This window comes from Desulfovibrio simplex (genome assembly GCF_055387835.1).
Map to the genome: position 1 here is coordinate 2,906,325 of NZ_AP042377.1, position 20,933 is coordinate 2,927,257.

General features: G+C 58.3%; 13 protein-coding genes, 3 tRNA genes and 1 pseudogene. 9 read left to right on the forward strand and 8 right to left on the reverse strand.

Translation table 11 applies throughout. From position 1 onward, the window contains the following. The first annotated feature begins 19 nt into the window (after positions 1-19). Both ACZ5DH_RS11940 and ACZ5DH_RS11945 read left to right on the forward strand, forming a co-directional pair. Positions 20-3,277: a DEAD/DEAH box helicase gene (locus tag ACZ5DH_RS11940; RefSeq protein ID WP_464254487.1), complete on the forward strand. Its 3,258-nt coding sequence runs from the start codon at positions 20-22 to the stop codon at positions 3,275-3,277. 261 nt (positions 3,278-3,538) lie between these two features. Next, on the forward strand, positions 3,539-4,471 hold the full coding sequence (locus tag ACZ5DH_RS11945) for a Dyp-type peroxidase (RefSeq protein WP_464254488.1): 933 nt from the start codon (positions 3,539-3,541) through the stop codon (positions 4,469-4,471). Positions 4,472-4,907: 436 nt separating this feature from the next. On the opposite strand, the gene ACZ5DH_RS11950 is transcribed toward ACZ5DH_RS11945, so the two are convergent. Beyond that, positions 4,908-6,020 carry a polysaccharide deacetylase family protein gene (locus ACZ5DH_RS11950; protein ID WP_464254489.1) on the reverse strand — a complete coding sequence of 371 codons (1,113 nt, stop codon included), beginning with the start codon at positions 6,018-6,020 and terminating at the stop codon, positions 4,908-4,910. A gap of 275 nt (positions 6,021-6,295) precedes the next feature. Here ACZ5DH_RS11950 and ACZ5DH_RS11955 point away from each other — a divergent pair. Both ACZ5DH_RS11955 and ACZ5DH_RS11960 read left to right on the forward strand, forming a co-directional pair. Then, a tRNA-Val gene (locus ACZ5DH_RS11955) sits at positions 6,296-6,371 on the forward strand. 9 nt (positions 6,372-6,380) lie between these two features. Further along, positions 6,381-6,457, forward strand: a tRNA-Asp gene (locus ACZ5DH_RS11960). Between the two features lie 578 nt (positions 6,458-7,035). On the opposite strand, the gene ACZ5DH_RS11965 is transcribed toward ACZ5DH_RS11960, so the two are convergent. Beyond that, entirely contained in the window at positions 7,036-9,288 is a 2,253-nt protein-coding gene (locus ACZ5DH_RS11965) for a putative bifunctional diguanylate cyclase/phosphodiesterase (protein ID WP_464254490.1), read from the reverse strand. A 128-nt stretch (positions 9,289-9,416) separates the two neighbouring features. Between ACZ5DH_RS11965 and rimO the strand changes: the two genes are divergently transcribed. Beyond that, positions 9,417-10,745, forward strand: a complete 1,329-nt coding sequence (rimO, locus tag ACZ5DH_RS11970) for a 30S ribosomal protein S12 methylthiotransferase RimO (protein WP_464254491.1) — start codon at positions 9,417-9,419, stop codon at positions 10,743-10,745. Positions 10,746-10,994: 249 nt separating this feature from the next. Here rimO and ACZ5DH_RS11975 read toward each other — a convergent pair whose 3' ends face one another. Continuing rightward, positions 10,995-11,888, reverse strand: a complete 894-nt coding sequence (locus tag ACZ5DH_RS11975; RefSeq protein ID WP_464254492.1) for a flagellin N-terminal helical domain-containing protein — start codon at positions 11,886-11,888, stop codon at positions 10,995-10,997. Positions 11,889-12,286: 398 nt separating this feature from the next. Here ACZ5DH_RS11975 and ACZ5DH_RS11980 point away from each other — a divergent pair, with 398 nt between their 5' ends. Together ACZ5DH_RS11980 and ACZ5DH_RS11985 are read left to right on the forward strand one after the other, a co-directional pair. Continuing rightward, entirely contained in the window at positions 12,287-12,805 is a 519-nt protein-coding gene (locus ACZ5DH_RS11980) for an Hsp20/alpha crystallin family protein (RefSeq protein ID WP_464254493.1), read from the forward strand. A gap of 317 nt (positions 12,806-13,122) precedes the next feature. Next, complete coding sequence (locus ACZ5DH_RS11985; RefSeq protein WP_464254494.1) at positions 13,123-14,019, forward strand: flagellin N-terminal helical domain-containing protein; 897 nt, start codon at positions 13,123-13,125, stop codon at positions 14,017-14,019. 449 nt (positions 14,020-14,468) lie between these two features. Here ACZ5DH_RS11985 and ACZ5DH_RS11990 read toward each other — a convergent pair whose 3' ends face one another. After that, the gene (locus ACZ5DH_RS11990; protein ID WP_464254495.1) at positions 14,469-15,155 is read right to left on the reverse strand and encodes a metal-dependent hydrolase; all 687 of its coding nucleotides are present in this window, start codon (positions 15,153-15,155) and stop codon (positions 14,469-14,471) included. Between the two features lie 33 nt (positions 15,156-15,188). Then, the gene (locus tag ACZ5DH_RS11995; protein WP_464256552.1) at positions 15,189-15,815 is read right to left on the reverse strand and encodes a UbiX family flavin prenyltransferase; all 627 of its coding nucleotides are present in this window, start codon (positions 15,813-15,815) and stop codon (positions 15,189-15,191) included. 419 nt (positions 15,816-16,234) lie between these two features. Between ACZ5DH_RS11995 and ACZ5DH_RS12000 the strand changes: the two genes are divergently transcribed. Further along, positions 16,235-16,311: transfer RNA gene (locus tag ACZ5DH_RS12000), tRNA-Arg, on the forward strand. 335 nt (positions 16,312-16,646) lie between these two features. Here ACZ5DH_RS12000 and ACZ5DH_RS12005 read toward each other — a convergent pair. Further along, positions 16,647-16,869, reverse strand: a pseudogene (locus ACZ5DH_RS12005) (transposase); the annotation flags it as partial. Positions 16,870-17,142: 273 nt separating this feature from the next. Between ACZ5DH_RS12005 and ACZ5DH_RS12010 the strand changes: the two are divergent. Continuing rightward, positions 17,143-18,045, forward strand: a complete 903-nt coding sequence (locus ACZ5DH_RS12010; protein ID WP_464254496.1) for a LysR family transcriptional regulator — start codon at positions 17,143-17,145, stop codon at positions 18,043-18,045. A 142-nt stretch (positions 18,046-18,187) separates the two neighbouring features. Here the strand turns inward: ACZ5DH_RS12010 and ACZ5DH_RS12015 are convergent, their stop codons facing one another. Then, the gene (locus ACZ5DH_RS12015; RefSeq protein ID WP_464254497.1) at positions 18,188-19,354 is read right to left on the reverse strand and encodes an anaerobic sulfatase maturase; all 1,167 of its coding nucleotides are present in this window, start codon (positions 19,352-19,354) and stop codon (positions 18,188-18,190) included. A 202-nt stretch (positions 19,355-19,556) separates the two neighbouring features. Next, positions 19,557-20,906, reverse strand: a complete 1,350-nt coding sequence (locus ACZ5DH_RS12020; protein ID WP_464254498.1) for an MFS transporter — start codon at positions 20,904-20,906, stop codon at positions 19,557-19,559. Positions 20,907-20,933: the final 27 nt, after the last annotated feature.

A 20,933-nucleotide genomic window follows, 5' to 3' on the forward strand; every position in this document is an offset into this window, starting at 1 on the left:
CCCCTGCATGGAAGCGTAAATGTCTGTCGGTTCCTATATTGCCGCCCTGCTGGCGTCTGAAAAGCTTGGCGGGCAAGTTACCTGCCATCGCCTGCTGCCCGCTGCCGAGCCGCAGTACGCCCAGACACGCCTGCCCTGGCCCACGGCCATCAGCCGCATCCTTGAGCAGCGCGGCATACCCGGACTGTACAGCCATCAGGCGCTGGCCACTGACCATATCCGCGCGGGGCACTCCATTGTGGCGGCCACGCCCACGGCCAGCGGCAAAAGCCTCATCTACAATCTGCCTGTGCTGGAGCGCCATTTGCGCGACCCCGACGCACGCGCCCTCTATCTTTTTCCGCTCAAGGCCCTGGCGCAGGATCAGCTTGCCGCCTTCAACGCCCTCACAGCCACATGGCCCAAGGACGCCCGCCCCGCCGCCGCCCTGTATGACGGCGACACCACGGACCACTTCCGGCGCAAAATCCGACGCGATCCGCCCGCGGTGCTCATCAGCAATCCCGAAATGCTGCACCTGGGCATCCTGCCCCACCACGAGCAGTGGGCCGCCTTTCTGGCGGGCCTCACCCACGTGGTGGTGGACGAAGCCCACACCTATCGCGGCGTGTTCGGCGCGCACATGGCGCAGGTCTTCCGGCGGCTCAACCGGCTAGCCGGACGCTACGGCGCAAAGCCCGTCTATGTGCTGTGCACCGCCACCGTGGGCAACCCCGGCGAACTTGGGGCCGCGCTCACCGGCACGGCATATCCCGCTGCGGACGAGAACACGCTGACAGACAATTCAGCCAGCGGGCCGTCCGCCATTACCGCGCAGCCCGCAAATGCCGCCGCGCCGCCGCCCGTTGTCATCGACAAATCCGGCGCGCCGCAAGGCCCACGCCATTTTGTCTTTCTCAACCCGGAGCAGAGCCCGGCCACGGCGGCCATCGATCTGCTCAAGGCGGCCCTGGCGCGCAACCTGCGCACCATTGTTTACTGCCGTTCGCGCCGCATGACCGAGCTTATCAGCCTGTGGGCCGGGCAGTCCGGTTCCTTTGCCAGCCGCATTTCCGCCTACCGTGCGGGTTTTCTGCCCGAGGAGCGCCGCAGCATCGAATCGCGCATGGCCAGCGGCGACCTGCTGGCCGTGGTCAGCACCAGCGCCCTTGAACTGGGCATCGACATCGGCGGGCTGGATGTCTGCATTCTGGTGGGCTATCCCGGCACGGTCATGGCCACCTTGCAGCGAGGCGGCCGTGTGGGCCGGGCGCAGCAGGAATCCGCCGTGATCATTGTGGCGGGCGAGGACGCGCTGGACCAGTACTTTGCCCGAAATCCCGAAGACTTTTTCAGCCGCCCGCCGGAAAAGGCCGTGGTCAACCCGGACAACGAAGTCATCCTGGCCCGGCATCTGGAATGCGCCGCCGCCGAAATGCCCCTGCGCCCCGGCGAGCCCATGCTGGCGAACGCCGCCGCCCTGACCGCCGCCCGCCAGCTCAACGCCCAGGGCCTGCTGCTGCAATCGGCGGACGGCAGCCAGCTCATGGCCTCGCGCAAGCGTCCCCAGCGGCACGTGGATCTGCGCGGCACAGGGCAGACCTTCAGCATTGAAGACGAGCAGGGCCACATCATCGGCTCTGTGGACGGCTTTCGCGCCTGGCGCGAAACGCATCCCGGCGCTGTCTACCTGCACAGGGGACGCAGCTACATCATTGACGACATGGACCCGGCCCGCGCCCGCATCATGGCCAAGGAGGCCAAGGTCGGCTGGTTTACCCGCACACGCGGCCAGAAATCCACGGACATTCTTGAAGAAACCGTGCGCATGTCTCTGGGCCGCGCGCTGGTGTGCCGGGGCCGCCTGCGCATTATCGACACCGTCACGGGCTATGAGAAGCGCTCCACCTCGGGCAACCGCCTGCTGACCATCACGCCCCTGGACGCCCCCCCGCAGGTTTTCGAAACAGAGGGCCTGTGGTTTGTCATTCCCGACAACATCCGCGCGGAGATGGAAGACAATTTCATGCACTTTATGGGCGGCATCCACGCGCTGGAGCATGCCGCCATCGGCATGCTGCCCTTGCTCATCATGGCCGACCGCAACGATTTTGGCGGCATATCCACCCCCATGCACGCCCAACTGGGGCTGCCCGCCGTCTTTATATACGACGGCCTGCCCGGCGGCGCCGGCCTGACGCGCCAAGCCTTTGGCGATGCCCGCGCCCTGCTGGAAGCCACCTATAAAACCGTGGCAGCCTGCCCCTGCGAGGACGGCTGCCCCTCCTGCGTACATTCGCCCAAATGCGGCTCGGGCAACCGCCCCATAGACAAGCGGGCGGCCCTGGAACTGCTGCGCCAGTTGCTGACGCCCGGCACAGAAGGCGATGCGCTGCACGAAAAACTGGTCATAAGCCCGCCGCCCCCGCGCCCCGAACTTGAGTTTGTGGCAGCCGGGGGCACGGCTGCCCCCCAGTCACGGCCCGATGTCGCCGCAAGCCAGCACAACGCGCCTGCATCCGCCGCTCTCACAAGCCTGTCCGCTCCCGCAGGCAACGCCGTTCCCGCAAGCGGCCCTGCGCCCGCCCCGGTGGACGGCCCGACAAAAACCCCGCCGGCCAGAGCAGGCAGCATTGCCCCCCATGCCGCAGGCCACGGCGTGAACTCCGCACCAGCCAGCACTGAAGGAGGTTCCCCCATGACAGATCTTTTGGGTTACACACCCTTGCCTCCGCCAGAGCATTTTGTGGTTTTTGACGTGGAAACGCGCCGTTCCGCAGCCGAAGTGGGGGGCTGGCACAAGGCTGGCGACATGGGCGTCAGCGTGGCCGTGGCCTACGACAGCCGCGCCGGTGATTTTTTCAGCTACACGCAGGACGAGTTGCCCGCCCTGTTTGAGCGCATGCGGGCATCCGGGCTGGTGGTGGGCTTCAACAGCCTGCGTTTTGACTATGCCGTGCTCGCCCCCTTTGCGCCCTTTGATCTGCGCAACCTGCCGAGCCTCGACATCTTGCAGCGCATCAAGGACAGGCTGAGCTACCGTATATCGCTGGACAACCTGGGCCAGGCCACCCTTGAAGCGCCCAAGAGCGCCGACGGCCTGCAAGCCCTGCGCTGGTGGAAGGAAGGCAAGATGGACGAAATAGCGGCCTATTGCCGCATGGATGTGGACCTGACCCGCCGCCTTTACCTCTACGGGCTGGAGCACGGGCACCTGCTGTTCACCAACAAGGCCGGGTCGCGCGTGCGCGTTCCTGTGGACCTGCGCCCCCCGCAGAGCAGGTTACGAATGGAATGAGTTAACTGCTCTGCAAGGATTTCCCTGAAAATTCGTGCCACAAAATGCGAGCAGGCAGGCTTTTGCCTGCCGTAAGCGAGCACTTCACGTGTTAAATGCTCTATATCCAGACAGCCGCAGCGCTCTGTCAGGACCGGCCTTCGCGGTCCAACGTCCACTCCCTCTTGGACAGTTTTCTTTCGCCATATGCTGACGGCTGTGTGAGCTGCCTTCAAATACATTTCAAAACAACCTTATTACAATTACGCACAAAGGCTGCATATGAAACCGCAAGACGTCACCAATACACCAGGCGAACACGCCATTTTCATGGTTTTTGGCCTGCGCGACACTAAAGACGCGCCCACAAAAATCAAAGACCTGTGCGCGGATTTCTCCGCCGTCGCCAGAAGCATGCGCACCCGTCTGCCAGCAGCGGCCATCAGCTGCATCATGGGCTTCGGCGCGGATGCCTGGAGCAGGCTTTTTCCCCAACGCGGCAAACCCGGCGAACTGGAAGTGTTCAAGGAAATCAAGGGAGACAGGCACACCGCCGTTTCCACGCCCGGCGACATTTTCTTCCATATCCGGGCCGCGCGGCTCGATGTCTGCCTTGAAGCGGCCTCCATCATCAGCGCAAAGCTGCAAGGGGCGGTATACCCCATAGATGAGGTGCAGGGCTTTCGCTATTACGACGGACGCTCCATCATCGGCTTTGTTGACGGCACTGAAAATCCCGAAGACGAGGCGCGACTGGCGGCTGCCGCCATCGGCGCTGAAGACGCGGACTTCGCGGGCGGCAGCTACGCCTTTGTGCAAAAGTACCTGCACGATATGGACGCCTGGAACGCCCTTGCGACCGAAGAGCAGGAAAAAGCCATCGGCAGGCGGAAGTTCAACGATGTTGAACTCAGTGACGAGGAAAAACCCGAAAACGCGCACAACGCCGTTACCAATATTGAGGACGAACACGGCAACGAGCTGAAAATCGTGCGCGCGAACATGCCCTTCGCCAATCCCGCCAAGGGCGAGTTCGGAACCTATTTTATCGGCTATGCCGGCAAGTTCTCCACCACGCGCAAAATGCTTGAAAACATGTTCATCGGCGAGCCCGTCGGCAACACGGACCGGCTGCTGGATTTCAGCACGGCGGCCACTGGCACGCTGTTTTTCGTTCCCTCGGCGGAACTGCTCGAAGAACTGGGCGAAGATTAGGGGGGCAGAAAATTTTGTGGGGAAAAGCGTTGTGGGGGAGGGACCCTTTTGAAAAAGGGTCTCCTCCCCCACACCCCCTCCCCCTAAAACTCTTATATGAGTTTCACCCGGTTACAGGGGACAGCCAAATACGGCACACGGGGCCGCAAGCAGGGCCTTCACGGCAAACACCTGCACGCCAGCCAGGCATGGCACCAAAAAAACCCTGAAAAAACAAAACCGCCCATTGCTCTGCAATGGGCGGTCGTTCATTTTCGTTAGCGCTTTTGACCTTTCTTAAAGGTAAAATCTGGCTAGTCTCGTCTCAAGATAATTTTCCAGTTATATCAGGGAGAACGAGCCTTTTATGCAGGGAGTGCACTCTGATGGCACTCGACCGGAATAAAAGGTGAAGTTCACGCAGAAATACCAGAAAAGGCGCTCGTGACGACACTGTCTAGGATTTTGCGCTGCCGTCGGAACTGGAAGCAGAGCCGCCCGCGGGCAGGCTGGAGTTGGGGCCAGGGGCCAGGGGCGCTGCGCGGAGCGGGCGCTCGGAAGGCTGATCCGCAGGGAGCCGGATTTTCCCGCCATCGGCATTGCTGGCCTGATTGTCTCCCGCATTCCGTTGTGCCTCCCCTGCCTCCGCATTGTCTTCAGGCTGCCAGGGGCGACTGGTGCGGGCCAGAGGCAGGGCGGCGGTGCCAGCCGGATAGCTTTCTGGCGGCAGTTCCTGAAAACTCTCCCTGACTTCCAGGGGCTTGCCGGATTTGCCGGCCGTCGCCTCAGGCGTGAGTCCGTCCGGCCCCATATTGCCCGGCTGACCGGCAGGCTGCACACGGCGGGTCATCAACATGCCAGGCTCAGGGTCAAGCAGGCCGTCCAGATAATCGCTCACTGTCACAAAACGCTGACAGCCGCCTGCACGCAGGTCGCTAATGATGCGGGGCAGATCGTCAACCGTGCGCTTGTGCGTGTCATGAAACAAAAAAATGCCGCGCAGGGTGCCGGGCGCGTACACTGTGCCCCGCGTGCTGCGCAAAACGGCATAGTTGGCGGGCAGGCTTTTCCAGTCGCGGCTGTCCAGCGACCAGAGCATTATGCTCAGGCCCAGCTCTTCGGCTGCGGTCACGGTATAATTGTCATAAGACCCGTACGGAGGCCGCAGAAAGGTGGGATTGGCCCCAAGCGAACGCAGGATGGTGTCCGTGCGGGCAATTTCGTATGCCTTGTTTGCAGGCGAAAGCAGACGCAGGTTGGGGTGCGAGTAGGAGTGGTTGCCCACCTCATGCCCTTCGGCAAGAATGCGCCGCACAAGGTCAGGGTAGCGCTCCGCCTGCTTGCCCAGAAGAAAGAAGGTGGCCGGTATGCCGTATTCACTCAGCATGTCCAGCAACTGTGAGGTATTGGTGGAGGGGCCATCGTCAAAGGTCAGCGCGCACAGGTTTTCACGCATGTGCTGGTCCATGATGACGCCGCCATCCACCACGCGGGCCTCGGCGGCAGGAGCCGCAAACAGGGCCAGCCCGAAAAAAAATACCGCCAGACGGCGAATCCATAGGGGTTTCATTACACTGCCTCGAAAAAAGCTGCTGTCACTCCCATCATACCGGCCTTTCCGTCAGCGTGTATTGCCGCTGACAGAAGCCAGTCTCAAGAAGTGCTAAGGGAGGGTCTAGCACTCAGCCCGCTCTGGCGCAAGGCAATGAACACGCCGTGAACGCTGAATTTTATATTTTATCAATAATTTCATTTAGATAATTTTTTCTCTTTGTAAAAATTTTTTTACCACATACTTTTCTCTTGACTCTTGGGGGGCTTTTGCATAGAAACGTGTCTCCGGGAGGGCAGTTAGCTCAGCTGGTAGAGCACCGCCTTCACACGGCGGGGGCCACAGGTTCAAGTCCTGTACTGCCCACCACCACAATCCGGAGCGGTAGTTAAGACGGTTATAACGCCGGCCTGTCACGCCGGAGGCCGAGGGTTCAAGTCCCTTCCGCTCCGCCAGAAAGTTGAAGAGGAGTCAGTTCGCTGACTCCTCTTTTTCATTGGTTTACCATCCCCACCTGCCTGACGCCGCTGCCCGCCGGGCCGCTACGCCTCCCATGCCACCCTTGCATCACCGGAACAAACTCACGCAGAAGGCACACGCCACTGTACTGCTCCACCTTGCGGCACGTCACAGCCGCGCCGTGCGGGGAGCCCTCCCCCAGGGGGCCACACCTGCCGTTGAGATGGTGCGATGTCTGAAAGACGCGACCTCGGGAATCCCCGCTTCAGATCAGAACGCTCTTCGTACCATATTAGAGCAGACTAACTTTGAAATGCTTCACATTTCAAAGTTTTCATTCAGCCGAAAAATGCGATTTTCAGCTGAATCCACGCCACGTTGTGGCGCGCTGCACTTTCGTGCAGCATTAGAGCATTTACACTTTTTCAAAGTTACAATGCTCTAAAATACAATAAGAGTTTTAGGGGGAGGGGGCGTGGGGAAGGAGACCCTTTTGCAAAAGGGTCCCTCCCCCGCAAAGCATCAGAGTGAAATGACTCTGGTGATTGCGGGAGCAAGTGGGAACAGGCGGGAGCTAAAAGTCGCAGAAGGTGTTTTCGTCACTGAGGGGCAGCCCTTTTTCCCGGGCGTCCTTGTCCAGCAGCGAGTCAACCCAGAAGGCTTTTTCCTGGATAAAGGACAGGACCTCAAACGTGGCTTCATCCAGTGGTTGGGAATAGTAGAAGCCCTGGGCGCAGTTGCACCCGCAGGACATGAGGAAGCGGGCATGGTCAAGGGTTTCGACGCCCTCGGCCACGATTCTCATTTGCAGGTCCTTGGCCAGGGCAATGGTGTTGCGGGCCACGATCTGCCCGCGTTCATTGTCGGTGCCGTCACTGATGAAGGTGCGGTCCAGCTTGACGATGTTAAAGGGCAGGTCGCGCAGGGAACTCAGTGAGGAGTAGCCCGTGCCAAAGTCATCCATTGAAAAGACGAAGCCCTTGCTCTGAAGCTCGTGCATGCACTGGATGAGCGCTTTTTCATTATCAAAAAAAGCGCTCTCGGTCAGTTCCAGTTCCAGCAGATGCCGTGGCAGGCGATATTTGTTCGTCAACTGCACGAGCTTGTCGATCAGCGTACCGTCGTTGAAATGCAGGCGGGACACGTTGACCGACACAGGCATGGCCTTGTAGCCCTTGTCCAGCCACATGCGCAGGTTCTGGCAGGTGAGGTCCCAGATATATTCATCCATGCGCACGATAAAGCCGTTGCGCTCAAAAAGCGGCACAAAGCGCCCGGGAAGGATGAGTCCGTCCTGGGGGTGCTGCCAGCGCACAAGTGATTCGGCCCCGACGATACGCCCGCTGGACATCTCAACCTTGGGCTGCAGATAGAGCCTGAACTGCTTCTGCTCCAGCGCGCTGTACATCTGGTCGGTAATATAGCTCTCGCCGTGCAGGCGCTCGCGCAGGGCATCGTCATAAAAGGCGTAGTTCGTAAGGTCGCTGCCCTTGATGGTTTTTTGCGCCAGGTACGCCCAGTCGCACAGCACATGGGCTGGCGTGCGGCGGTTTTCCACCGGGCAGACGCCAAAAAAAAGCTTGACCCTGAACGTGTCGGAATAGTGCTCAAGCCTTGTTGAAAGCGAATGGATGAAGTGCTGTATCCTGTTTTCGCCGCTGGTGATGCACACAGCGAACACATCGGCGGTCAGGCGGGCAAAAGCCTCTTTTTCAGGATTGAGGCGCTGACGGATCAAGCGGGCGATAGCCCGCAGCAGGCGGTTGCCTTCCTCCAGGCCGAATGCCTCGTTGATGGCCTTGAAGCCAGCCACGTCAAACCGCAAAACCGCATAGGGTTCTGTCGGGTTGTCGCGCAGTACGGCTTCAACCTTTTCAAAAAACGTCTGGGTATTGTACGCGCCGGTCAGGGGGTCGAGTTCGGCGCGCAGGCGCAGGGCCTGCTCGGTGCGGGTCACGGCGTCCACATCATTGAGTGTGCCGATGTACCGCTCGCCCGGGGTGTCGTCGGCCAGATAGGTATAGGTGACCTTGCACCAGATGAACTGCCCGTCGCGGCGGCGCAGGCGGACGGTCATCTCGCCGGAGCGTATGCCCAGCGCAAGGCGCGAAAGGCAGGTGTCAAAAGCCGTGCTGTCGCCGGAGTACAGCACATTGTCCTCGCGCCAGACGTCAAAGGGAATGCGGCCGTCGTAGTCGCCAGCCAAAAGTTCGGCAATGCGCGGGCTGATGTAGGTGAGTTCGTTGTCACGCCATTCGAACACCAGAGTCCGCGTATGGTCGACCACCGCCTTGTAGCGCAGGTTGTCGAGCTTCTGGCGTTGCAGCAGGTCGTTTTCAAGGATGATGCTTGAGGCCCGCTTGAGGTCGTCCACATCCTGAACGCACACAAGGTATACCCCGTGGTCCATGCCCGGCTGGTGGACGGGAAAGGCCGTGACCCGCACCCAGCGGTACTCCTGGTTGCGGGATTTTCTGCGTATATCAAGGGTGGCAAAGGGCTGCCCCTGCGCCTCAAGTTCGTGCCGGGCCAGAGGGTCCCAGAAGCGCAGCATGGCTTCGGTGTCGTCGGGATGAACAAGACTTTCCGCTGCTTCGGCAAACAGGTTGGATAGCGAGGCTCCTTCCGTCGGCGGCATGAAGACGTCGCTGCCCCTGTACAACTCGCGAGCTTCATTTCTTTCAAAATCCAGCAGATATATTTCGTCGTAAACATTACGCAAGACACTGGAGTAACACTGCTCTTCCACTGCACCGGAGGAAAGGCACTGCATGCCAGCGTTGTTGACAGGTAATTCGGGTTGGCGTTGAAGAAAATTGATTTTCATATTTACATGTCTGCCCAGGTATGGCGTTCTTGCGAGAACTTCCTAACTTACAGCCTAACACTTAGGCTCCCATTATGCAAATAACCAGTACTGGTGACAAGGCGCCGCCTCATCTGTAGAATCCTCACATGACATACAAAACAAGCCTGAAAAAACTTAAGGTCTGGTCACTGAGCCTGGGGTGTCCCAAAAACAGGGTGGACAGCGAGCGCCTGCTGGGTTCATTGGGCGTGCCCGTGAGCCATGTGGAACACATGGGCCGCGCCGACCTCGTCTTTATCAATACCTGCGGATTTATCGATCCTGCGATTCGCGAGTCCGTACGTGCCGTTCTGGATGCGGGGCAACGCCTTGGTTCCTGTAAAAAAAAGCCCCTGCTGGCCGTGGGCGGCTGTATGGTCGGCCGCTATGGCGCGGAAGGTCTGGCCGAGGATCTGCCCGAAGTGGACCTGTGGCTGCCCACGGCGGCTCTGCCGCTCTGGCCGGCCATGGTGGCGGATGCCCTTGGCCTGCCGCGTCCGCTGGAGACTGTGCCGGGCGGCGGCCGCCTGCTTTCCACAGGGCCGTCCTACGCCTGGCTCAAGGTGGGCGAGGGATGCAGGCACAACTGCGCCTTTTGCACCATTCCTTCCATCAGGGGAGGGCTCAAGTCCCTCACGGCCGAGCACATAGTTGACGAGGCCAGTGCCCTGCTTGGACAGGGCGTGCGCGAGCTGGCGCTGGTGGCCCAGGATCTCACCTCCTGGGGCGCGGACCTTGGCCATAAAAACGGCCTCCCCTCCCTGCTGGAAAAACTGGTTGGGCTTGAGGGTCTGGCATGGCTGCGCCTCCTGTACCTCTATCCCACAGGAGTAAACCCTGACCTGCTGCGGTGCATCAGGGATACCGGAGCGCCGCTCCTGCCCTACCTGGATATTCCCCTGCAGCACGCTCACCCCGATGTGCTCTCCCGCATGGGGCGGCCCTTTGCGGGCAATCCCAGGCGGGTGCTTGACACAGTGCGGCAAATTTTGCCGCAGGCGGCGCTGCGCACCACCTTTATTGTGGGCTACCCCGGCGAAACACAAGAGCATTTTGAAAGCCTGTGCCGCTTTGTGGAAGAAAGCTCCTTCCAGCATGTGGGCGTTTTTGCCTACCACGCTGAGGAAGGCACCCTGGCGGCCACACTGCCCGACCAGATCCCTGACGAGGTAAAACAGTGGCGGCGCGACACCCTTATGGACATACAGGCAGACATCAGCGAACGCCTGCTGGCGGCCCATGTGGGCAGCCGCATGCAGGTGCTTGTGGACGCGCCGCACCCCGAATGGCCGGGCCTGCACAGCGGCCGCGTGTGGCTCCAGGCGCCGGAGGTGGACGGCATCACCTATGTAAGCGGCCCCGGCGTTGCACCCGGCGCCCTGGTTGAATGCGATATTGTTGAAAATACGGAATATGATCTGACGGCCCTGGCATAAACGCGCAAGATTTTTTGTCCGTCTTGCCGAAGCAACCGCCGGGACAGCCGCCGGAGCAGCCGCCTGAGCAGTTTCAGCATACGCTTGCCCTGTCTCCTTGGGCAAAAAACATTCTTTTGCGCGGGCACATCGCGGCCCCAGGCCTATGGCCTGTTTCGCACGCAAGTATCCCCGGAGGTTGCCCTCCGGGGACATTTGTGTGCGTGCCAGGGCACGCCCTCAACCATGTCCGGCCTGGGCCGGTCCATGTTAGCCAATAAGCTTCATGGCCATCTGAGGCATGCTGTTGGCCTGCGAAAGCATGGCCACAGCGGACTGGGTGAGGATCTGGTTGCGCACGAATGACGTCATTTCCGTGGCCACGTCCACGTCGGAAATGCGGGATTCGGCAGCCTGCAGGTTCTGGGACTGGGTGGTGAGGTTGGAGATGGTGTTTTCCAGCCTGTTCTGCAATGCGCCAAGGTGAGCACGGATCTTGTCCTTGGAGACCACTGCGGCATTAAGACCCACCAGGGCCTTCTGCGCGGCTTCCTGGGTGGAAACCGTACGGGCGTCAGCCGTGGCACTGTGAGCGGTGGCCTGGTTGCCCACACCCAGGGCCGAGGCGGTGCTCGTGCCGATCTGGATGTAGTAGTAGTCTTCCGCCGAGTCGTTCATGGTGCCGAAGTGGATCTTCATCTTGCCGGTCGCTTCCATGCCAGCACCGTTGTGCGTGTCGCTGGACAGGCTGCCGTCAAGCAGCTTGAGGCCGTTGAAGTCCGTGGCATTGGCGATTCGGGTGATTTCCGAAGCCATGGCCTGGTACTCCGAGTCGATCATCAGACGCTGGGTGGAGTCATAGGTGCCGGTAGCGGCCTGTTCGGCCAGTTCCTTCATGCGGATGAGCTTTTCGTCGATGACGCTCAGAGCGCCGTCAGCGGTCTGGATGAGGGAAATGGCGTCGTTGGCGTTACGCACACCCTGCTGCAGAGCGGCGATGTCGGTACGCATCAATTCGCGAATGGCGAGGCCGGCGGCGTCGTCAGCCGCGGAGTTGACGCGCAGCCCCGTGGACAGACGCTGCACCGAAGTTGACAGCTTGCCATAATTCGATGTCAGCGTATTGGCCACCTGCGTGGCCATCTGATTGTGATTGATATACATGACATTCCTCCTTGAATGTTCTGCATGCCCGGCGGCGCTTGCGCGCGCCCGCTTCCTTGCGGACTGCCGCCGCACAATGTTCGAGTAACGAACGGATGATGGTTTTTACCAATTGGCTTCGCCACGTCTCAATGCCGGGGCGGGCCTCCCAATTGCACGGGCCTTTTATTTCCCGCGGTGTCCGTGGCTGCCGCGAGGTAAAAACTGCCCCCCTAACCTGCGCTTGTGCTAAAGCAGGAATCATGCCAGTTGCGGGCGGGCGGCAAAGTCAAATTATTGTCACGCCGCCTCTGCCGGCTGGCGCACGTTTTTCCAAAAAAGTTTTCAACATGGACTTGACATATATAAAGTCATACTTATCTTGCAGATATAAAATTTTCCACAGGAGGTTTTGCATTATGCGTAACAACCTGCGTCTTATCCCCAACAGATGGTTTGTGCCGCGCGAAGTACTGCGTCAACGCGAAGGAGCAGGCCATAAATTCGATGACATTGACAGATTCTTCCAGGGCTTGTTTCAGGGCATGCTGACGCCCTGGGACAGCATGCGGGGCGAATGGCAGCGACCCAAAGAGGACGAAGCCCTCACACCCAGCATGGACATGACCGGTGATGAAAAATCCTATGTCCTGAACGTGGAGTTGCCGGGAGTGGAGCCGGAAAACGTGGACGTTTCCGTAAAAGACCGCGAGCTTGTCATAAGCGGTGAAAAAAAGCGGGAAACAACTGAAGAAAATGAAAGCTGCTGCGTGGCGGAACGGATGTTCGGCTCTTTTCGAAGGGTTTTGGGCCTGCCGGAAGATGTGGACATAAACGGCATAAGTGCCAGCCACAAAAACGGCGTGCTGCGCATAACCATTCCCCGCAAGGCTGAAACCCTGCCGGAAGTGAAAAAGATTGAAATAGCCAAAGTCTGATCCGGCGTAAACGCCGGATCACAGGCTGAAAACAGCCGGGCCTTGTGCCCGTGAGCGAAGCCGCGCACGCGCGGCGCCCATCCTCCTCCGCGCGGGTCTGACGCTCCGACCCGCAAGGGCCTCCGCCACTGTGGCGGGGGCCCTTTTGTATGCGGCAATATTTGCCGCCTCGCAAAAAAGCCCGCCTGAGGCGCGAATTCTATCCTCCCCCTAATGCCCTTTGCATTATGGCCGATATGACTGGCAGAGGCGGTAATACGCAAGGACGCGTTGGCATTTCGCGCCGCCTGGGACGTACAGCATTCATGGAGGAATGTATGTATATCAATCACAACCAGATGGCTACGCAGGTGTCCAACACGCTGACAGCCAACTATGGTAACCTGCGCACCTCGGTGCAGCGCCTGTCCACCGGGCTGCGCATCAACTCCGCTGCTGACGACGCCGCCGGCCTCGCCATCCGCGAACTCATGCGCACCGACATCGCCGCCCTGCAACAGGGCGTGCGCAACGCCAATGACGCCATTTCCCTCATCCAGACCGCTGACGGCGCTCTGAGCGTCATCGACGAAAAGCTCATCCGCATGAAGGAACTGGCCGAACAGGCCGCCACCGGCACCTATGACTCCACGCAGCGCCTGATGATCGATTCGGAGTACCAGGCCATGGCTTCGGAAATCACCCGAATCGCCAATGCCACGGACTTCAACGGCATCAAGCTGCTGGACGGCAGCCTGTCCGGCGACACGCACAGCGGTGCTGGCATGGAAGCGACCGGCAAGATGAAGATCCACTTCGGCAGCATGAACGATTCGGCGGAAGACTACTACTACATCAAGATCGGCACGAGCACCGCCTCGGCCCTGGGTGTGGGCAACCAGGCCACCGTTCACACCAGTACGGCTGACGCCCGTACGGTTTCCACCCAGGAAGCCGCGCAGAAGGCCCTGGTGGGACTCAATGCCGCCGTAATTTCCAAGGACAAGATCCGTGCTCACCTTGGCGCATTGCAAAACAGGCTGGAAAACACCATTTCCAACCTTACCACCCAGTCCCAGAACCTGCAGGCTGCCGAATCCCGCATTTCCGACGTGGACGTGGCCACGGAAATGACGTCATTCGTGCGCAACCAGATCCTTACCCAGTCCGCTGTGGCCATGCTTTCGCAGGCCAACAGCATGCCCCAGATGGCGCTTTCGCTCATCACACGGTAGGGCTGGACAACCACGTGGCGGAGGGCGTTTGCCCATGATGGCCTTGTGGCAGGGGAGTGCCGCACGGCAATAAAAAATAATGACGGCCGGTTTGCCTATGGCAGACCGGCCGTCCTGCTTTTGATGCCCAATGATGGCGCAGGCCCGCAAGGCATTGCGGAACCTTTGCGGGCGCAGCCGCCCGTCTTGCAGGCAGACACCCGGCCTGCCCGGTTTATCCGGCTGGCCCTGCTTATACTGCGTTGCACATATCAAAAAGGACGGCGTATCTTGAGAATGCCTGTTCTCAAGATACGCCGTCCTGAATTGGGGCATCCTTGACATGCCGCACATTTCAACGCTGTCATTCAGCCGGAAAATGCGCTTTACGGCTGAATCCGCGCCCTGTTACGGCGCGCTGCATCTCGTGCGGCGTCAGGGTATGCAACCTTTTTCAAAGGTAAAATACTCTAGACGGGAAAGGAAAGCGTCTGGCCGGGCTCCATGGTCACGCAGACGCAGGGCAGCTCAAGTTTTGCCAGCTCCGCTTCGAACGCCTTTGTGTTCTGCTCCAGCACGGGAAAGGTGCCCCAATGCATGGGCACAACGCTTTTGCACCCGAGCAGCTTGCAGGCCATGGCAGCCTGGGGGGCGTCCATAGTGAAAACGCCGCCGATGGGCAGGAGGGCCACGTCAATGCGGTACAGTTGCCCCCACAGGGCCATATCGCCAAAAACACAGGTGTCGCCGGAATGGTAGACAGTGAGGCCATCCGGCATACGCACTATGTAGCCTGTGGGACACCCCGAATCACTGGTGTGGAAGGCCTGGGTCATGGTCACGCTGACGCCCTTATGCGTCACCGTACCGCCGATATTGAAGCCTATGCCGTTGAGTATCTGGCTGTCAGGCAGCCCGGCGGCCGCCTTGTGGGCCGTGCCCACCACAGCGCCCAGCATGGCCCCTGTGGCCTGGCAAATGTCGGCGGCCGCGCCAACATGGTCGCCGTGGTCGTGGGTCACGAGCACAAGGTCTGCAGGGCCCACATCGGCAACCGTGAGGCCGAATTGCGGCGCCAGAAAGGGGTCAATGACCACATGCGCCTCATTGCAACTGAGCTTGAATGCAGAATGTCCTAACCATCTGATATCACTCATAAGTATCTCCTTATGCTATGATTCGGAGCGCCGTCAGCCGGGCCAGCGGCCCAGAGTATGCGGCAGGGCCACCTGATCAAGTATGCGCCCGCACATGTGCAACAGCATGTCGTCCAGGGTTTGCGGATTCAGGTAAAAACCGGGAGAAAACGGCATGATGACGGCTCCGGCCTCGCTCACTGTGAGCATGTTGCGCAGGTGAATGGCCGAAAGCGGGCTTTCACGCGTCACCAGCACCAGGGGCAGGCGCTCCTTGAGCGCCACGTCCGCCGCTCGATGCACAAGGTTGCGAGTGGCTCCTGACGCAATGGCGCCCAATGTACCCATGGAGCAGGGAACCAGGATCATGGCTGCCGGACTTGCGCCCCTGCGCCACCACGAACCGCTTGACGGCCCGGCTCCGAGGTTGTCGGCGTCATAACAGTGGCCGGCGTGCGCGGTCAGCAGTTCCGGGCCGCTCCCGCACTCGGCGCGCAACACGGCTTGCGCGCCGTGAGAAACGACGCAGTGCACGCGCACGGCGGGCATGGCCGCCAGGCAACGCAAAAGACATACGGCCAACGGCATGCCGCTTGCGCCGCTGACGCCCACCAGAATGTCCCGCGCAGAGGGATCGGGCGTCTCTGCCGCCTCCGTGCGGGCAGGCTGATTTGCCGCCATTGATGCGGATGAGGGCGAAAGGATGTCTGACATGATGATTCTCCGTAATAACGGCCAGCGCAGCCGGTCAAGCCCGCCAGTCCCCTTGGTCATTGCATACCCGACAACGAAGCGCCGTGCAAACAGAGGCGCGCCGCCCGATTTTGCTTTGCGGGGTCTTTGGCCTGGATGCGCGGGGCTTCGGCATTTCCGGCGGTTCACTTACCCTCTGGCAGCATCTTGTGCCCTGAGCGCGCGTGCGAAGCGGCTTGCGGTTTTTCTGCTCTTGGACGGCCGGACCTCCCACCGGACGCGAAGAACGGGCGTGCCCGGTGCGCTTCTGCCCTGAACGCGCGGAGTCTTCCGCAGGATCACAGTATCCTTGTGCCGTGGGCGGCCTTGACAGCGGGGGCGAGTCGGCATATCAAAACAAATCTTGTGCGCCCGTAGCTCAGCCGGATAGAGCGTTGGCCTCCGGAGCCAAAGGCCGTGCGTTCGAATCGCGCCGGGCGCGCCATAAAAATTAAGCCCTTACGATTTTTATCGTAAGGGCTTTTGTTGTAGATAGAAAACCCCACGCTAGGCGGGGGTTCTAAAAAACTTACAGTTTTGCCCAAGTGTGCAGCGACAGCTAGCTTTAACCAAACCGTTACCCGGATATGGGGTGAAGTTGACTGGACATAACCGGACGAAGTGCAGCAACGCCGAGGGTATTGTCCCACCGCGAAGGGAACAACCAGCGGCTCTTCCCGGTGATTGTCTGAAGATCTCGCAAAACGTCCAGCGCCTGACGTGACAGGGGGACACTATGCGGCCGCTTCATCTTTATTTTTTCAGCGGGAATGCGCCATATACGATCAAGAACTCCGTTCTTTCGCCATCGGTTCATGCGTGTGTCTATGCCATGACAGCAGCCGAATTCTTTCGCCAGACCACGCCACTTGCATCCATGTTCCGCGACGTACAGGATTGGATTCAATACCTGAAGGTTGTCAGAATGAACATTATCACTTTGACGTGGAAAGCAAGCAGTATTTTTTTCATATTGGTCGCGAGTAAGTTGCGCGAATTGCATTGCAGAATACTTGCACACTGCCAATAAGCGTTAACAATTTCTGGATTAAAAGTTTTGTCTTGTGTTTGATGGCGCTTTGATTGAAACTTTCCGCAGGAAAACTCCGGGGGCGTGGCGTCCGGGTTGATGACGCGATGGCACTTTTATCGAAACGAATTCTCCTTTTTCTTTCCGGGGTAAGAGTCTGGTCAAGTCGACGCTGCCTCAAATAAGATTACCGTTGCTCTCCGTTAATTTTATCCAAGGCACGTCATGACGCGATAAGGAGTTTATATGGAATGGCATCAGATTGTGACCTTTAACGCCATTGTTGAACTGGACACCGTGACGAAAGCAGCGGAGGCCACCTTTAGGACGCAATCCGCTGTAAGCCAACAGATTGCCAAGCTTGAGTCGGAATTGGACTGCAAATTGTTTCACCGCATCGGCAAATCTTCCTTTAGCCTGACAAATGAGGGAGAGGCTTTTCTTCAGTTCGCCAACAATGTTCTGCGGCAGGAAAAAAAACTCAAAACGCGCCTTCTGGAATTGAGCGGAACCAATGCCGGCCGCATTACCATGGCTGCTCCTCACGCGGTCATGTCCTTTCTACTCCCCGAGCTTCTGCGGGACTATAAGCTCTCATACCCCAATGTAGAGTGCAATCTGATACAAAAAACGCCTCAAGAATGTGTCGAACTGGTCATAAACGGCAGGGCGGATATCTGCATAACCCACCAATCAGCCGTGCCAAAGACCATGCCGTCCATCCCCTGGTATACCGGGCGATTCATGCTGATTGCTCCCAAAGATCATCCTATCGGCAAACTGGGCAAAATAATGCCGGAGGATCTCATGCACTATCCGCTGAATCTTCCTGAAAAGAATGCCAAATTTTCCGCCAGGGACAGATTTGACCTGTTGTTTGCCGAACGCGGCTTGACCTATACCCCATTTCTTGAAACCCCCAACGCCCTGCTCAGCCTTCAGTATGCCATGATGGGGCTGGGGCTTTCGTTCATGCTGTGCTACCGTCCGACGATTACGGAGTATTCCGACAGGCTCAATTTCATCCCGATGGCGCATCTGTTTCCGGATGAGATTATCGTTATAGCCATGCGCAAAGACGCCTGGGTTCCCAGGTACAAGCAGAAATTGTTGGACGTGCTGGATGCCGCAAAGGATATTTCCACTTGAGCCTATACCCCCGAACAAGCGGGCGACTGCGAAATTCTTCCTGAAAAGCGTCCAGTAGAAAGGCAATGCGTCTGACGGCGCAGGGCGACAAAGGGCTTCGCGCTGACCGCCTTTGTGAAGCCCGCACGGTTACCCTACGCCATCACATGGGGCTGCCAAAATTCGGGAGCGCATGCTCGAAAAAAGTGCGCATGGAGGAACAGTACACGTATTCGGGTGCGGCTGCCTTGCCTCCGTTCTTTCCGGTGCAAAAAGCGCGAAATTTCAGACAGCCTCCGTTGCACAGGGGCTGCCATTGGCAACGTGAGCATGCTTCCGGCGTTTTTGCTTTTGCGGAACCGAATAACCGTTGGCGGTCGCTGTTCAGAAGGGCCGATAAATCAACGTCCGTCACATTTCCGAGCTTGTGCGAAGAATGCACAAAAAAATCACAAGGATAAACAGAACCTTCATGTTCCACGGCCAAGTAGGCGCCGCATGTTCGCATCAGGCCGCATTCTGGAGCGGACTGCCCCGTCAGCATCGTGGCAATACTGTCAAACAGCCTGATTGATAAGCGCTCTCCATCAGAATCCGCCTTCCAGGCAGAGAAAAGCTCTATAAGAAAGCGGCCGTAGCCTTCAGGAGTGGCTGAATAATCAAAAATCTTCCCTTTGCTGTCTGTTTCCCATACAGGGATACACTGAACATGTCCGAAGCCTTCTTCTTTGAAAAAATTGTACAAATCCTGGGCGTGGTTTTCTGAAAACCGCGTAACGCAGCACAGAGCATTCACCATCACGCCCCGCTTGCGCAAGATTCGTCCCGCCTTGAGAACCCTGCTCCAAGTGCCCTGGCCGTCCAGTGTACGCCGGTATGTGTTATGCGCCTCTTCAGGCCCGTCCAACGACAGGCCCACCAGCACTTCATTTTCCGCCAGCAAATCCGCCCATTCCGCATCAAGCAGCAAGCCGTTGGTTTGCAATGCGTTGCGTACAAGCCCTTCATCAGAATACTTACGTTGCAATTTAAACGCTTGCCGGTAAAAGGCCTGCCCCGCCAATGTTGGCTCTCCCCCTTGCCAGATGAAGAACATCGGCCTGCCCCCGGATTTGACCAGGGCATTGCGCAGCACCGCGTCCAGTATTTCCGGCGCCATGTGATGCACTCCCCGTGGGAACAGGGCCTTTTTTTTCAGATAAAAACAATAGTCGCAACGGCAATTGCAATCGGGGCCAACAGGCTTGATTAAAAGGCAGGTTAACGGAATGTGTGATAAAAAAGGACTGTCTGTTTTTGACCCCGATGGCCTTTGGGGGGTGCGTGTCATTTCGTTTTTCCTCCATAGGGCGGGCGACAGGATACGGCAGGGGTGCGACGATCCAGATTTTCCAACGTTTCTGATTCGATCGTAAAGGTAATCTGCATGGCGGTTTTGCCGTTATTTTACGGTTACGCAACTGCAATCCATAAAAATGGCAAAAACCGCCATGCGCTACGCATTACCCTGCCAGAGCAGATTTACTTTGACGCTACGCCGTGCTGCTGTGCACGGCTTCAAAATCGTCCGCACTGGCGCTCTCGCGCGTTTCCCTGGCTTGATCTTTCATGATCCAATAGGCCGCAGCGGCGCTCATCAAACCGATTACCAGCATATAGAAGCAAAGATACCATGGCTGGTTGTCATTCATCTGCACCAACGTCAGGGCTATCATGGGGGTCATGCCTGAAAAAATCATGCTCCCGCCCTGAAAGGTGAGCGAAATGCCCGTATAACGGACTGTTGTGGGAAAAAGACTGGAAAACATGCTGGGGTTCAGGCTGGAAACAATGCCGTGAATAAAACCTAGGTAAATAACTATCCCGCCGCAAAGGAGAACCAAGTTGCCGCCGGAGTGCATAATCAGGTAAAAGATCGGGAAGGCGCATAATCCTTCAAGGATACAGGCAATAATGAATACCCGCATAAGGCCGAACCTGTCGCCAAGCCACCCGGCAATGGGAATCATGATGCTCATGAAAATTGTACCTATGTTGACGGCTATCAAGGCGCTTTCTTTAGGTACGTTCATAATTTGGGTAAGAAAGGCAATGACGTAGGTCGCCATAATATTGAACCCCACGCCGCCGATGCCTCTGGCAAGAAAGGCCGCCAAAATGCGCTTTTTATGATTGGCGAAAAGCTCCACCAACGGGGCTTTGCTTTTTGCCTGTTTGTTTTTTTCCTTGTCTTGAGCCTTTTGGAATTCCGGCGTTTCCATCACACTGGTGCGAATATACCAACCCACCACAACCAGGATGGAACTTGCCAGAAAGGGGATGCGCCATCCCCAGGCGAGGAATGCCTGTTCACTCAGGAGCATGCTCAACAAGCCTATTGTGCCTGAGGCCAGAAACATGCCCAGCGCCAAGCCCATCTGCGTCAGACCGCTGTAAAAGCAGCGCTTGTTTTTTTCTGCATACTCATAGGTCATGAGAACAGCCCCACCCCATTCTCCGCCAAGGCCTATGCCTTGCAAAACCCTGAGGGAAACCAGCAGAACAGGCGCCAGCATGCCTATCTGCTCGTAAGTGGGCAATAAGCCCATAAGCACGGTGGAGCCTCCCATAATCACCAGGGTCAGCATGAGCATACCCTTGCGGCCAACCCGGTCTCCGAAGTGGCCGAAGATGACGCCCCCCAATGGACGGCTGATAAAAGCCACGGCCACTGATCCCCAGGCCATCAAATTGGAGATAAAGGGGGCGTCCGTAGGGAAGTACTGTTTATTTAAAATAAGCGCCGCAATAACGGCATAGAGAAAAAAATCATACCATTCCATCATGCTGCCGACGACGCTGGCTACTACGACTTTTCTACGCATCTTCTTCATATCAGTCATAAAGGCTCCTTCAGACGGTGAAGGCAC

Bases quoted from the DNA above. Each gene is read 5' to 3' on its own strand.
- ACZ5DH_RS11965 (WP_464254490.1), bottom strand. From the start codon at position 9,288: ATGAAAATCAATTTTCTTCAACGCCAACCCGAATTACCTGTCAACAAC.
- ACZ5DH_RS11985 (WP_464254494.1), top strand. From the start codon at position 13,123: ATGTATATCAATCACAACCAGATGGCTACGCAGGTGTCCAACACGCTG.
- ACZ5DH_RS11950 (WP_464254489.1), bottom strand. From the start codon at position 6,020: ATGAAACCCCTATGGATTCGCCGTCTGGCGGTATTTTTTTTCGGGCTG.
- ACZ5DH_RS12015 (WP_464254497.1), bottom strand. From the start codon at position 19,354: ATGACACGCACCCCCCAAAGGCCATCGGGGTCAAAAACAGACAGTCCT.
- ACZ5DH_RS11990 (WP_464254495.1), bottom strand. From the start codon at position 15,155: ATGAGTGATATCAGATGGTTAGGACATTCTGCATTCAAGCTCAGTTGC.
- ACZ5DH_RS12020 (WP_464254498.1), bottom strand. From the start codon at position 20,906: ATGACTGATATGAAGAAGATGCGTAGAAAAGTCGTAGTAGCCAGCGTC.
- ACZ5DH_RS11995 (WP_464256552.1), bottom strand. From the start codon at position 15,815: ATGGCGGCAAATCAGCCTGCCCGCACGGAGGCGGCAGAGACGCCCGAT.
- ACZ5DH_RS11940 (WP_464254487.1), top strand. From the start codon at position 20: ATGTCTGTCGGTTCCTATATTGCCGCCCTGCTGGCGTCTGAAAAGCTT.
- rimO (WP_464254491.1), top strand. From the start codon at position 9,417: ATGACATACAAAACAAGCCTGAAAAAACTTAAGGTCTGGTCACTGAGC.
- ACZ5DH_RS11975 (WP_464254492.1), bottom strand. From the start codon at position 11,888: ATGTATATCAATCACAATCAGATGGCCACGCAGGTGGCCAATACGCTG.
- ACZ5DH_RS12010 (WP_464254496.1), top strand. From the start codon at position 17,143: ATGGAATGGCATCAGATTGTGACCTTTAACGCCATTGTTGAACTGGAC.
- ACZ5DH_RS11980 (WP_464254493.1), top strand. From the start codon at position 12,287: ATGCGTAACAACCTGCGTCTTATCCCCAACAGATGGTTTGTGCCGCGC.
- ACZ5DH_RS11945 (WP_464254488.1), top strand. From the start codon at position 3,539: ATGAAACCGCAAGACGTCACCAATACACCAGGCGAACACGCCATTTTC.